General features: G+C 71.5%; 11 protein-coding genes. 2 read left to right on the top strand and 9 right to left on the bottom strand.

Annotated elements, in window-relative coordinates:
• Positions 1–803 precede the first annotated feature (803 nt).
• Both ACSC1Q_RS13820 and ACSC1Q_RS13815 read left to right on the top strand, forming a co-directional pair.
• Positions 804–2,207 carry a ricin-type beta-trefoil lectin domain protein gene (locus tag ACSC1Q_RS13820; RefSeq protein ID WP_436759088.1) on the top strand — a complete coding sequence of 468 codons (1,404 nt, stop codon included), beginning with the start codon at positions 804–806 and terminating at the stop codon, positions 2,205–2,207.
• Between the two features lie 45 nt (positions 2,208–2,252).
• Positions 2,253–3,590 carry a ricin-type beta-trefoil lectin domain protein gene (locus ACSC1Q_RS13815; RefSeq protein ID WP_436759087.1) on the top strand — a complete coding sequence of 446 codons (1,338 nt, stop codon included), beginning with the start codon at positions 2,253–2,255 and terminating at the stop codon, positions 3,588–3,590.
• Between the two features lie 105 nt (positions 3,591–3,695).
• Here the strand turns inward: ACSC1Q_RS13815 and ACSC1Q_RS13810 are convergent, their stop codons facing one another.
• The 9 genes from ACSC1Q_RS13810 to ACSC1Q_RS13770 form a co-directional block, all read right to left on the bottom strand.
• Positions 3,696–4,565: an MOSC domain-containing protein gene (locus ACSC1Q_RS13810; protein WP_436759086.1), complete on the bottom strand. Its 870-nt coding sequence runs from the start codon at positions 4,563–4,565 to the stop codon at positions 3,696–3,698.
• Positions 4,566–4,686: 121 nt separating this feature from the next.
• Positions 4,687–6,129, bottom strand: a complete 1,443-nt coding sequence (locus ACSC1Q_RS13805) for a WGR domain-containing protein (protein ID WP_436759085.1) — start codon at positions 6,127–6,129, stop codon at positions 4,687–4,689.
• Positions 6,130–6,195: 66 nt separating this feature from the next.
• Positions 6,196–7,173 (bottom strand): phosphotriesterase family protein, encoded by a 978-nt coding sequence (locus tag ACSC1Q_RS13800; RefSeq protein ID WP_436759084.1) that lies wholly within the window; start codon positions 7,171–7,173, stop codon positions 6,196–6,198.
• 193 nt (positions 7,174–7,366) lie between these two features.
• The gene (locus ACSC1Q_RS13795; protein WP_436759083.1) at positions 7,367–8,026 is read right to left on the bottom strand and encodes a DUF998 domain-containing protein; all 660 of its coding nucleotides are present in this window, start codon (positions 8,024–8,026) and stop codon (positions 7,367–7,369) included.
• A gap of 266 nt (positions 8,027–8,292) precedes the next feature.
• Positions 8,293–9,468: a 4-hydroxybenzoate 3-monooxygenase gene (locus ACSC1Q_RS13790; RefSeq protein WP_436759082.1), complete on the bottom strand. Its 1,176-nt coding sequence runs from the start codon at positions 9,466–9,468 to the stop codon at positions 8,293–8,295.
• A gap of 167 nt (positions 9,469–9,635) precedes the next feature.
• Positions 9,636–10,382, bottom strand: coding sequence for an IclR family transcriptional regulator (locus ACSC1Q_RS13785; RefSeq protein WP_436759081.1), 747 nt, complete (start codon positions 10,380–10,382; stop codon positions 9,636–9,638).
• 99 nt (positions 10,383–10,481) lie between these two features.
• The gene (locus ACSC1Q_RS13780; RefSeq protein WP_436759080.1) at positions 10,482–10,925 is read right to left on the bottom strand and encodes an SRPBCC family protein; all 444 of its coding nucleotides are present in this window, start codon (positions 10,923–10,925) and stop codon (positions 10,482–10,484) included.
• A gap of 22 nt (positions 10,926–10,947) precedes the next feature.
• Positions 10,948–11,853 (bottom strand): phosphotransferase enzyme family protein, encoded by a 906-nt coding sequence (locus ACSC1Q_RS13775; RefSeq protein ID WP_436759079.1) that lies wholly within the window; start codon positions 11,851–11,853, stop codon positions 10,948–10,950.
• Complete coding sequence (locus ACSC1Q_RS13770; RefSeq protein WP_436759078.1) at positions 11,853–13,301, bottom strand: helix-turn-helix domain-containing protein; 1,449 nt, start codon at positions 13,299–13,301, stop codon at positions 11,853–11,855. Before ACSC1Q_RS13770 ends, ACSC1Q_RS13775 begins: the two co-directional genes overlap by 1 nt.
• Positions 13,302–13,508: the final 207 nt, after the last annotated feature.

The following is a 13,508-nucleotide window of genomic DNA, read 5'->3' as shown; positions in this document are numbered from 1 at the left end:
GCGGGCCCGCACCGGCGACGCATGGCGACACGAGTAACACAGGCGGCACACGGCGGCACAGGACGGCGCGGGCAAGCACGGGCAGAACGGAGCGTACGGTGCCACGCCCATACGACACGGAGCGTACGGTGCCGCGCACACGTGGCACCGGAACGCAACGGCACCCCGGCCGGGCACACCACCGCGCCGGGCCGCGCGCGTCCCTCCCTCCACCGGCCCCGAATTTCCTGACAGAAGATCCTGACAACACCACCGCATGGAACGTTCCCGTCAGGGCTTCCACAGTTAGTAAACTTTCCTTTTTCCCATCGATCCACAGCGTTTCGTGCAAACCGGAACCCGGGGGCGTGCCGCTTTTTTTACTGCTTGTATTGACTTGAGAATGAAGGCTGGCCTAAGGTCCCGGGCAAGCGAGACCTTGCCGTGAAGGGACCCCCCATGACTCGCCTCCCCTGACACCGGCCGGCGACGGGCGTGACGATCGCGCCCGCCCCACCGCCCTGACCACACCCCGTCACGAGCGCGGGGCGCACTGGCCGCCCCACCGCCCGTGAAGGTCCCCGTTCCCCCTGCCGTATCCGTCGCGGCAGGGCCCAGGACGCGCCGAGCAAGCGCGTGCCGCCGCGAGGCGGGCCCGCCCCGGGCCACCGTGCGGCCGCTCGCGGGAAGCACGCTCGCCGTGTCCGGCACCACCCGCATGTCACCCCCCTGATACGGGTCGTGACGTCACGCGCGCGTCGCGTCCCCACCCGGGCGTGGCGTCACCCGTACGTCGCCTCCCCAAGACGGAAGGAAGTCCGCGCATGGACACCGGACAGTCGCCTCGCCGGCGCCGTCGTATCTCGCTCCCCACCACTCTCGGCGGGATTTTCACCGTCGTCGTCCTCGCCCTCGCCGGCGTGACGACCGCGTCGCCGGCCGCCGCCGCCACCGGGCAGATCACCGGTATCGGCGGCAAGTGCGTCGACGTCGCCGCGGCCAGCAGCGCCAACGGCACCGCCATCCAGCTGTACGACTGCAACGGCAGCACGGCACAGCAGTGGACCCGCAACGGCGACGGCACCGTGCGCGCCCTCGGCAAGTGCCTGGACGTCACCGCCGCCTCCACCGCCAACGGAGCGCAGATCCAGCTGTACGACTGCAACGGCAGCTCGGCGCAGCAGTGGACCTACAGCGCGGCTCGCGACCTCGTGAACCCGGCCGCCAACAAGTGCCTGGACGCCACCGGCCAGTCCAGCGCCAACGGCACCCGCCTGCAGATCTGGACCTGCACCGGCACCGCCAACCAGAAGTGGAACGCCCCGAGCGACGGCGGCACCACGCCCCCTCCGGCCGGCAAGATGGCCGGGGCACCGTACCTCTACATGGGCTGGGGCAACCCGCCGAGCCCGGCGACGATCATGAGCACCACCGGCGTGAAGTCCTTCACCATGGCGTTCATCCTGTCCGGCGGCGGCTGCACCCCGCGCTGGGACGGCTCCAGGCCGCTGACCGGCGGCACCGACCAGGCCGCGATCAACCAGATCAAGGCCGCGGGCGGCAGCGTGCAGGTCTCCTTCGGCGGCTGGTCGGGTAACAAGCTCGGCCCGAACTGCTCCACCCCGGCCGCCTTCGCCGGAGCCGTGCAGCAGGTCATCAACGCCGTCGGCCCGGCGGTCGTCGACTTCGACATCGAGAACACCGACGAGTTCGAGAACTACACCGTCCAGGACCGCATCCTCAACGGCCTGAAGATCGTCAAGCAGAACAACCCGAACGTCAAGATCGCCGTCACCTTCGGTACCGGGATCAACGGCCCGAGCTCGACCGGCGTCCGCCTGATCAACCAGGCCAAGGCGCTGGCCGTGCCGATCGACAACTACACGATCATGCCGTTCAACTTCGGCGCCTCGAACATCTACAACGCCACCGTCAGCTCCTCCGAGGGCCTGAAGAACGCGCTCAAGGCCGCCAACGGCTGGACCGACGCGCAGGCGTACGCCCGGATGGGCATCTCCGGCATGAACGGCCTGTCCGACCAGGGCGAGCTGACCACCGTGGCGGCCTGGACCCAGATCCGCGACTGGGCCAAGTCCAAGGGCCTGACCCGTCTGGCCTACTGGGCCGTCAACCGCGACCGTCCCTGCCCCGGCGGCGACGCGGGCTCCGAGTGCAGCGGCATCTCCCAGCCCAACTGGGAGTTCACCCGCATCACGGCCGGCTTCTAGACCGTGCCCCCCTTCCAGCGGACCCCGGCTCGAAAGGAACAGCCGATGACCTCCACCAGCCCGGCGCCCCTTCCCGGCCCTCGCCCCGCGCGGAGCCACTCACGGACACGGCTCGCGCGGATCGGCGGCCTCCTCGCCGCGACACTCCTCGCCCTCGGCTCCGCCACGCTCGTCCCCACCCAGGCGGGCGCCCAGGCCACCGCCGTACAGAAGAACACCGCCGCCCTGGCGGCCCCCGCGCCCGGCCCCCTCGTGTGGTCGGACGAGTTCAACGCCGCCTCCGGCGCCGGGCCCGACACCACCAAGTGGCGCCGGGACGTCGGCGGCGGCGGCTGGGGGAACAACGAGCGGCAGTACTACACGGCCGGCAACGAGAACATCGCCCACGACGGCGCGGGCAACCTGGTCATCACCGCGCGCAAGGGCAACCCCGCGGGACTCGGCTGCTGGTACGGCTCGTGCGAGTACACCTCGGGCAAGCTGACCACCGCCGCGACCTTCACCCGCGCCTACGGCCGCTTCGAGACGCGGATGAAGCTCCCCCGGGGCAAGGGCATGTGGCCCGCGTTCTGGATGCTCGGCACCGGAGGGGCCGGCTGGCCCGCCAACGGCGAGATCGACATCATGGAGAACGTCGGCACCGTCCCAGGACAGGTGCTCGGCAGCCTCCACGGCCCCGGCTACTCGGGGGGCAGCCCGCTCAGCGGCAGCTACAACCTCCCGGCGGGCCAGGCCTTCGCCGACGCCTTCCACACCTTCGCCGTCGACTGGGAGCCCGGCGCGGTGACCTGGTACGTCGACGGCGTCCAGTTCTCCAGGAAGACCCCCGCCGACACGCGGGGCAACCCCTGGGTCTACGACCACCCGTTCTTCATGATCCTCAACCTCGCCGTCGGTGGTAACTGGCCCGGCTCGCCCGACGCCTCCACCACCTTCCCCCAGCAGCTCACCGTCGACTACGTCCGCGTCTACGCCCCGCCCAGCGGTGGCGGCGGCCGTACGGGACAGATCACCGGCATCGGCGGCAAGTGCGTCGACGTCGCCGCGGCCAGCAGCGCCAACGGCACCCCCATCCAGCTGTACGACTGCAACGGCAGCGGCGCCCAGCAGTGGACCCTGGGCACCGACGGCACCGTGCGCGCCCTCGGCAAGTGCCTGGACGTCACCGCCGCCTCCACCGCCGACGGAGCGAAGATCCAGCTGTACGACTGCAACGGCACCGCCGCCCAGCGGTGGGCCTACAACTCGTCGGCCCGGGACCTCGTGAACCCGGCCGCCAACAAGTGCCTGGACGCCACCGGCCAGTCCAGCGCCAACGGCACCCGCCTGCAGATCTGGACCTGCACCGGCACCCCCAACCAGAAGTGGACCGTCCCGGCCTGACCCGGCCTGGCCTCACCTGGCCCGTCGCGGGCCGGAACCCACACCCCCGGTTCCGGCCCGCGACGGGCCTTTCCCGTTTGTGCTGTTTGTGCCGTTCGCCGCCGCTCACGACGCGGTGACCGTGTCGCCGACCGCGATCGTGCCGAAGGCGCGCGGGATGCCGAGCCGGCCGAACATGATGCCGCGATCGCCGTCGAAGACCCGGGTCCGGTAGCCGGCCAGCACCCGCAGGGGTTCGCCGCTCTTGCGCGCGGACTCCTGGTCGACGTTGACGATGACGCAGCGCCCGCAGGGTTTGGTGAGCTCGATCTCCACGGCGCCGATACGCAGGGTGGACGGCGCGTCCTCACCGTAGGGGCCGAGTCCCTCCAGCACGATGTTGGGCCGGAACCGGTCCATCGGCAGCGGGCCGTCCAACCGCCGGTTCAGGTCGTCGAGGGACTCGCGCGACAGCACGGAGAGCGGGTGGCCGTCGGCGTACGTCAGCGTGCCGCCGCCACGCGAGGTGGACCGGGTGCCGGTGAAGCGGACCAGGCGGCAGGGCGCTCCGAGGAGGCCGGAGAACCACGTGGCGGCCTCCTCCCCCTGGTCCACGCCCTGGCAGGGCGTCCCGTGCACGGTCACGTCCAGCACCGGCCCGTCCACCGGCTCGTGGACCAGGGACGTCACCGCCCCGGGCGCGCCCACGACGAGTTTCCCGCCGTCGTACGCGGGCCGCAGCGTCGCCAGCCGGGGCAGCTCCCGCTGTGACAGGTGCCGCAGGTCCGGCCGGACCAGCATGAACTCCCGGTCGTACCGCAGCCCGGTCGGGGTCAGCTCGGCCTCGGCCAGGGGGGTGCCGCCCGCGCTTTTGATCGGGAAAACGTTCAGTTCCACGACGACGGCGACCGCGCTCCCCCCATCGCGCGCCGGGCCTTCACCTGCGGAGTTCTCCCCCGCCCCCACCGGGGTCGCACCGCGGAATTCGCGCACCATGTATCGGACGCTAGGACATCCGCGCTGAGGGGAGGTCAGGAAGCGACAGTATCTGACAAAATCTCGTCAGTTTTATCGATGCCCGTCCGACGTGGGACCGGGAGGATCAAGAGCAGGGGGATCAGAGCAGGCGCCTGATGTCGCCGTACGCGCGGTAGAAGCCGCCCCGCTCGGAGAAGCGGACCCCCTCGACGAGATAGCGGGCCCCGGCCTCGCGCACGCCCTTGGGGAACTGCACGTTGCGCCGCACGTCGTAGCCCTCGCTGACCACCCGCACCCGGAGCCGCTCGCCCTCGCGGAAGCACTCCACCACCACGCCGTCGCCCGTGTCGGCGACGGTGTCGAACACCACGGTCTCCAGCGCGGTGGTGGGCTCCACCACGGCCAGCCCGGCGGACGCCTTGACGTCGACCACCTCGGGGACGGTGCCCTCCTGGGCCGCCCTGATCGCCGCCTCGGTGGCGTCGATGCAGGCCAGGGTGCCGTCGGTGGTCACGATGTAGAGGCGGTCGTCGAGATACTGCATGGAGAAGGCGGAGCCGCAGCCGGTGGCCAGCTTCCACAGGCGCTCGCCGCTCTCGTCGAAGCAGTAGATCGACGAGTGGTTGTCACCGGCGAAGACGTACCGGCCGCCGGGGGCGGTGGCGCAGGAGAAGACCGTGGCGTCGCAGCGGTAGACCGCCTGGGAGGCGCCGTCCGACTTGCGCAGGCGGTGCACGGTGGAGCGCGAGGTCCCGGCGTAGACGGAGTCGGCCTCCTGCCAGCCGAACAGCACCGCGCCGTTGACGGGCGTCTCCCAGACCGGCGTGCCGTCGGCGGCGTCGTAGCGGGCCACCCCGGTGGAGTGGCCGTGGTAGACGGCCTCGTCGTCGCAGCGGACCATCCAGGCCGAGTCGCCCCTGCCCTTGCGCGCCCACTGGAACTCGTCCTCGTGGTCGATGGTGGTGATCCGCCCGGCCCTGTCGGAGACGCCCAGCACGCCGTCGTGGATGTCCAGCCAGTAGATGTCGACGTCCTCGGCGATCTCGTACGCGACCCTCGGGACCTTGCCGCCGAGGTCGTAGACCTTGCCGTCGTCGGCGCCCGCGTAGATCCAGAAGTCGTCGCCGACGATGCACTTGACCCCGTCGGGCAGCTTGAAGCGGCCGGTGACGGTGCCGCCGTGGGTGACGGTGTAGACGTCGCCGCGCTGGTTGCCGACCCAGCAGCGCTCGGAGTCGACGAAGACGCCGAACGCCGCCGCGCCGCTGGCGAAGCGCCACAGCACGGGCGCCTGGGTCGCGGTGGAGCGGCTGCTCTCCACGCTGCGCCGGGTGACCGCGCGGCGCTGGCGCACCCCCTGGACGGCGGGGGCGTACCCCCTGCGGACCTTCTCGTTGATCTTCTTCGCGGCGGCCGCCTCGGCCTTCGCCTCGCTCGCGAACGCCGACGCCTTGGCCTGACCCGACTCGCCGATGCGGCCGTACCTGATCGTCACCTCGGTCCCGTCGACCACGACCTCGTAGAACTTGTGCGAGCTCCCGCCGTCCTCGGACAGTTCCAGGTAAGTGCTCCGCGCGGCCATGCTCCACCTTCTCGGTCGATCGACTTTCCGGGAGCGTAGGGCAGCCGTACGACAAATAGCGAAAAGTCAGGAAAAGTAGCGGCGAGGATTGTCGATCAGCATCTGGTCCACCTGCGCGTCGCTCACCCCTGCCTCCCGCAGGGCCGGGAGCACGTCGCCGTGGATGTGGCCGAAGTGCCAGTTCGGCGCGGCGAGCGGTACGCCCTCGTCCCAGGCGTCGCCGAAGTAGTCCATGAAGCACGCGCTGTCGTGGCTGAGCACCATCCGGTCGGCGTAGCCGCGCTCGCAGAGCGCGACGACGGTGGCGATCCGCGACGCCGTGGGGTTGTAGGCGTCCAGCCCGAAGCGGTCCATGCCGAGCGTCGCGCCGGTGTCGGCCAGCCGCATCAGGTGGTCGAGGTCGTTGGAGTCGCCCGAGTGCCCGAGCACGACCTTGGCCGGGTCGACCCCCTCCTTCCGGAACAGGTCCAGGACGACCAGCCCGCTCCCGGTGGAGGGGTTGGTGTGCACCGTGATCGGCACGCCGGTCCGCAGGTGGGTCTGTGCGACCGCCCGGCAGATCCGCTCGACGCCGGGGGTGAGCCCCTTCCTCTCGATCGCGCACTTGAGGAACGCGGCCTTCACCCCGGTGTCGGCGATGCCCTCGACGATGTCGCGGGAGAAGTCCTCGACCATCGGCTCGGGCACGTCCATCATCAGGCCGGGGCCCCGGTGCTCGTACTGGTGCGGGACCTCGTCGAAGGAGTAGATCCCGGAGGCGACGACGATGTTCAGCTCCGGCACCTGGTCCGCCACCCGCCGCACACGCGGGATGTAGCGGCCCAGTCCCCACACGGTCGGGTCGACGACGGTCCGCACGCCCGTCGCCGCCACCGCCCTGAGCTTGGTGACGGCGTCGGCCACCCGGTACTCCTCGTCCCACCACGCGCCCCTGCCGTAGTTGTCGACGTGCTCGGGTGAGAGGACGAAGACGTGCTCGTGCATGAGGGTCCGGCCCAGGTCGGCGACGTCGACGGGACCTCTGACGGTGTTCACGACCGGCATGCGCGCCCTCCGGGGATGGTCCGACCTGACGGCGATGACGTACCGAGCGGTCGCTTCCTGCGAAGGTAGGCCGGGCCCCCGGGACCGTCAACCTGCCACGCGGAGCGACCCGCACGGGAACGGTCAGGCCGAGACCACCCGGAGCGACCCGCGCGGGAACGGTCAGGCGCGGGCGGCCGGGCGGGAACGGTGGTCAGGCGCGGGCGGTCGCCGGGAGCGGGCGGTGGACGCGGCCGCCGTGCCTGGCACCGGCCACCAGTCCCAGCATGGCCAGCACCGCCACCTCGAACCCCACCACCAGCCGCTGGACCACCCCGGCGGGGATGTCGTCGTTGGTCAGGTCCACGCCGAACATCCGCACCACGTACGGGAGGACCACCAGGACCAGCACGCCCAGCGCGGCCAGGCTGAGCAGCCGGACCGGGCGGGCGTACGGGCTGGCCGCGTACCGTCTGGCCAGGAGCAGCCCGGCGATCGGCATCGCCAGGAAGGCCACGAACGCCGCGTACCTGTGGATGCCGCCGGACATCGACAGCGGCACGCCGGGCTCGTCGGTCGGGAAGGCGCCGATCAGCAGCATGCACAGGCCCCAGGTCCCGACCAGCAGGGCCACCGCGCGGTCCTCCCCGCGACGGGCCAGCATGGCGCCGATGATCGTCGCCGCGACGGAGAAGAGCGTGAGCGACAGGGGCAGCATCCATCCGGCCGCCTCGAACGCGTACTCGCTGATCACGGTGTGCACCGGGTCGAGGCCGGTGACCACGTGCAGTCCGAGCATCGCGACGGCCCCCGCGCCGATCGCCGCGTAGCCGCCGAGGATCATCGTGTGCCGCGTGAACGCCTGGCTTCCCATGTCTCAACGATGGCGGCGACCAAGATCACGGAATATCGGAGACAGCCCCAGCCCACCCCTGAACGGTCCCGGATGCCCCCCGGGACGGGGTGGTGTTCACTCTCCGGGGATATTCCCTGATATGCACCCCTGATCTGCACGAAAGCCCGCCACGGTATGGCATTCCCCCTCAGGGTTCCGCCCCCGAGGACGGAACCCGCGAGGCGGCCCGTCCGGGACCCTCCCGGCCGGTGGGGGGGGCCGAAGCGAGGGCGGGCCGGTGGGAGTCACGGGTGGGCCCCGAAGTCGAAGGGCAGGCCGACGTAGTTCTCCGCGAGCGTGGTCGCCGCGGCCTCGGAGGAGGTGACGTAGTCGAGGTGCGAGGTCTGCAGGCGCCGCCCGTAGGGGTCGTCGTCGTCCAGGGTGTGCAGCAGCGTCGTCATCCACCACGAGAAGTGCTGGGCACGCCAGACCCGCTTGAGGCAGCTGGCGGAGTACGTGTCCAGCGGCGCCGTGGAGCCCGTCGCGTAGAACTCCGCCAGCGCCGCGGTCAGCAGCCGGACGTCCGCGACGGCCAGGTTGAGCCCCTTGGCGCCGGTGGGCGGCACGATGTGGGCGGCGTCCCCGGCGAGGTAGAGGTTGCCGTGACGCATGGGCTCGGCGACGAACGAGCGCATCGCCGACAGGTCCCTGGAGATGATCGGCCCCTCGGCCAGCGCGAACCCCGGCACCGTCTCCAGCCGTGCCCGCAGCTCGGCCCAGATCCGCTCGTCCGGCCAGTCGTCGAGCGAGGCGTCCGGGGGGACCTGGAGGTAGAAGCGGCTGATCTCCGGGGAGCGCATGCTGTGCAGCGCGAAGCCCCGGTCGTTGCGGGAGTAGATCAGCTCCTCGGACGACGGCGGGACCCGCGCGAGGATGCCGAGCCAGGCGAACGGGTAGTCGCGCTGGAAGACCGACAGGACCCCCTCGGGGATCGACGGCCGCGAGACGCCGTGGAAGCCGTCGCACCCGGCGATGACGTCGCAGTCGAGGCGCTCGCCCCGGAAGGTGAGGTAGGGGTCCTTCTCCAGCGAGTGCAGCGCCACGTCGGGGACGTCGAAGAGGATCCTTCCCCCGTCGGCCAGCCGCCGGGCGATGAGGTCCTTCACGACCTCCTGCTGGCCGTAGACGGTGATGGCCCGCCCGGGGACCAGCCTCTCGAAGGCGATGCGATGCCCGGCCCCGCTGTAGCGCAGCTCGATGCCGTGGTGCGGCAGCCCCTCCGCGCGCATCCGGTCGCCGACGCCCGCCTCGTTCAGCAGGTCCACCGTGCCCTGCTCCAGCACCCCGGCCCGCACGCGCTGCTCGACGTACTCCCTGCTCCGCGCCTCCAGGACCACCGAGTCGATGCCCCGCAGGTGGAGCAGATGGGAGAGGAGCAGCCCGGCGGGTCCCGCGCCGACGATCCCGACCTGAGTTCGCATGCACCGAGCATTCCGTACCGCCCGCCCCCGCACAGCGCACCCTTCCGCTCAGCGGAAAACCCCGCCCGGCGGAAGCGGGAAGCGGCCGTACGCGTCCAGCGCAGGCGGGAAAGCGGGAACGGGGCCGTACAGAACAGGAGACGCGGGCAACCAGCGGCCGTGAACGCTCAGCGGGGAGCGGCGGCGAGGTCGCGGGAGAGAGCGGCTGCGGCGGACAGCACGGCCGCGGCCAGCCGCCGCGGATCGGCGTTGTGCCGCCAGGTCACCAGCGACAGCGCCGCCACCACCCGGCCGCCCGCCCCCCGCACCGGCACCGCGACCGAGCAGGTGCCCACCGACATCTCCTCCTGCGTGCGGGCGATCCCGGTCCTGCGGACCTCCTCCAGCTCGGTACGGAGCCGCGCCGGGTCCACCACCGTGTTCGGCGCGTGCGGGGTGAGCTCCCCGGCGAGCACCCGCTCCACCGTCTCCGGGTCGGCGAAGGCGAGCAGGACCTTGCCGACCCCGGTCGCGTGCAGCGGCAGCTCCCCCGCCACCCGCGAGACGACCGGCACGGAGGTGGGCCCGCGCAGCCGCTCGACGTACAGCGCCCGGTCGTCGCGGAGCACCGCGAGCTGCACGTTCTCGCGGGTGGCGACGTAGAGGTCCTCCATGTACGGCAGGGCGAGCTCGCGCAGCTCCCTCGGCTCGGCGGCCTGGGCGCCGATCTGCCACAGGAGCATCCCCACCCGGTAGGAGCCGTCGGGGAGCCGTTCCATGAACCCGCCCGCCACCAGCTCCCTGAGCAGCCGGTGGCCGGTGGCGGGCGGCAGCTCGGCCCGGCGGCAGATCTCGGTGAGCGTCAGCCGCACGTCTCCCGGCAGGAACGCGCCGAGGATGGCCATGACCTTCCCGGTGACCGTGGGCGCCCTCACGCGCCCCACCCTAGGCGCGGGCCCACCGCCGCCGCGCCGACCGCGCCGGCCACGACGGCCACGACGGCCGCGATGGCCGCGATGGCCGCGATGGGGAGCCTAGGGAGCGGAGCCCAGGCGGGCGGCCAGGACCCCGGCGCGGGCGAGCTGCACCTCGCGGGCCTTCTTCGCGGCGTAGCCCAGCAACGGCCTGATCCAGGCGTGCACCACGAGGATGTCCTCGACCTCGGTGCCCCCCTCCTTCTCGTTGAGGGTGAACCGGTAGTCCAGGCGCACCCCGCCGGGGCTGTCGACCTCGCCCTCGACGGTCCGCGGCGTGCTCCGCAACGTCACCTTGATCATGTTGTCGTACTTGACGAGGCCGAAGAATTTGAACCGCTCAACCGAGGTGTAGCGGGTCTCGGACTCGTCCCGCTCGACGTCCTTGACGGCGACCACCATCGGCGAGAGCCCCACGTAGCTCTGCGGCTGGCTCAGATGGGCGTGCAGCGCCTCTGGGGTGTTGCGGACATGGAAGGTGTTACGCAGTGTGACCTTTGGCATGTATGCCCCCGTTTAAGATCCTTTACTGGGAGACAGTAACGGGTTCGGCCATGTACCAGCGGGCATGTTGCTCACCTCGGGTGAGGGAATCCAGCCTGCGGGGAAGCTCGCGCCTGGAGAACGGGTCGGCGGCGGCGTTGCGGATGTGGATGCCCACCGCGTAGATGTCCCTGACCTCCATGAGGGTGGAGTATCCCGGCCAGGAACGCAGGTCGCTGCCGTACGCGTCGGCGAAGGCGTCCACGTCGGCGGAGGTCAGGCCGAAGCGCCGCTGGCCGTGGTAGGTGTGGACCAGGTCCCACTCGCGGGGGCCGACCGCGACGCCGTCCCAGTCGCAGAGCACCACGTGGCCGTCCGTGCAGCGCAGCAGGTTGTCGATCCACGCGTCGCCGTGCAGCAGCACCGGCGCGTCGTCCATGCCGAGGTCCGACCAGCGCTCCGTCAGCTCCGCGATGCGGTCGCGCAGCCAGGCCCGCTGGCAGGGGGTGAGCTCCTCGGACCGGTCCACGGCGCGGCGCACCTCGCACAGCGGGTCGACGAAACGCCGCAACGCCACCGGCGGGACCGGCAGCAGGTGCAGGCTGCGCAGGATCTCGCCCAGCTCCGTGGTGGTCGGACGGCCGCTGGCCGGGACGTAGTGCCAGAAGGTGACGACCCTGCCCTCGTGCACCACGGGCTGCTCGGAGATCTCGTCGGCCGGGCGCACCGCGGGGAACCCCTGCTCGGCGAGCCAGCGCGCCACCGCGAGGACCAGCGGCAGCCGGGTCAGCGCGTTGGGAGCGGTGGCGATCCTGACCACGATCTCGCTGCGCAGCTTGAAGACGGCGTTGCTGCGCACCCGCAGCAGCTCCGCGTCCCTGTGGTCGATGCCGAGGTCCTCGCAGACCTCCCGCAGGACGGTGAAAGCCTCCTCGGCGAGCGCGTTCATCAGCTGACCGGTGCCGCGCCGGTGACGAGGTCGGTCAGGCGCCGCACCGCCGCCGCCCTGTGCCTGGTCTGGGGCACCTCCGACAGCAGCGCCCGCGCGCGGTTGAGCACGATGGAGGTGCGGTGCTCCGGCGGGACCTGGAGCAGCGCCTTCTCCGCCAGGTGGCAGGCGTCGTCGATCTTCCCGTCGCGGACCAGGTGCGCGGCCTGGTCGAGCAGGAGGAGGACCGGGTCGATGGCGTACGGCACCGAGGGCCCGGCGGGCCCCGGCTTCCAGTCGACGTCCTCGCCCAGTTCGATCAGGGTGCCGATCCGGTAGAACTGCAGCCGCCGCTCCGAGAACCGGAACGCCAGGTGGTCGTGCCCCTCGGGGGGCATCTTGGCGAAGATCCGCTCCGCCTCGGCGAGCGCGACCCTCGCCGCCTTGTGCTCGCCCATCCGGGCCAGCGCCCGCGCCTCCGCCGCCGCGCCGAGCGCCGCCGGGGAGCTGGGCGCGCTGCCGGCGAGCATCCTGGCCTCGCGGGCCAGCCGCACGGTCTCGGCCAGGTCGCCGTAGTAGTAGGGGAGCATCGCCTGTTGCGCCCGGACGAGGGCGCGCAGCCGCACGTCGCCCATGTCGTCGGAGGCGTTGCGCGCGGTGCCGTACCAGGCGTGGGCCTGGCGGGTGTCGCCGAGCTTCATCAGCGCGTCGGCCGACAGCAGCGCGAGCATCACGGTGGCGTTGAGCAGGCGGCGCTGGGCCATCGCGGGCTGGCGGGCCAGCGAGAGCGTGCGGACGTCCGACAGCTCCAGCATGAGCCGGTAGAGCATCGGCACCGGCGCGCTGCTGATGTACTCGCGCCGGTAGCGCAGCACCTGCTCGTCGAGCCGGTCGAGCTGCTCCTCCGAGACGGTGGCGACGGCGAGCGTACGGTCCAGGTCCTGACGGGTCCGCTCGACCTCGGCGAGCAGCCGGCCGGTCATCACGGACCCCGAGCCGAGCAGGGCGTGGTGGAACAGCGCCCGCCGCTCGATGTCGTCCTCGGACCGTTCCCGTTCCTCCGTCTGGTACGGCGCGCGGGCCTCGCCGCCGGAGACGACCACGACCTTGGTGCCCCCGCCGTCCTCGCAGTAGTCTCCGGCCAGGCCCAGCCTCACGGCGTTCGCGCGGTAGAGTCGGGCCAGCAGATCGATGGTCTGCGGGCGCGGTCGTGCACGGTTGTTCTCCCAGGCGTTGAGCAGGTCGATGCTGGCCCGCGCCTCGCCCAGGTCCTGGCGCTCACAGAGCTCCTCCAGCTCCTGGACGGACTGCCTGGCGGACCATCCCCTGGCCAGGCGGTGTGCCTTGAGCAGGCTCACCCCGCAGCAGCCGTGGATGGCCTGCGCGGTCTGCCAGTGGGTCCACTGCCTGGACGCCGCCTGCTCCCGCCATCGTCGCGCGCACGCGGGGGAATGCTCACCTCGGGCCACGGCGCCCCTCCCGGTCGCTGTTTACACAACATTAACAAACACGCACCTCAGCGTAAACGCAGCTGTGCGCGACGTTCTTTTTATTCGCGGTTTCCCCACGGAACATCAGCGACTTTCCGGTCTATTCCACTGATCCTGAGGGGGGTTGCGGAGGGACCGATTGCCTCAAGTGCCACGAAACCGCACTCTGCAGAGAGGCAAGTCACG

Origin of the sequence: Streptosporangium heterodermiicola (assembly GCF_051390675.1) — a bacterium.
In the GTDB taxonomy this organism is placed as follows: Bacteria; Actinomycetota; Actinomycetes; order Streptosporangiales; family Streptosporangiaceae; genus Streptosporangium.
This window is presented reverse-complemented; position numbering and strand designations above follow the sequence as displayed.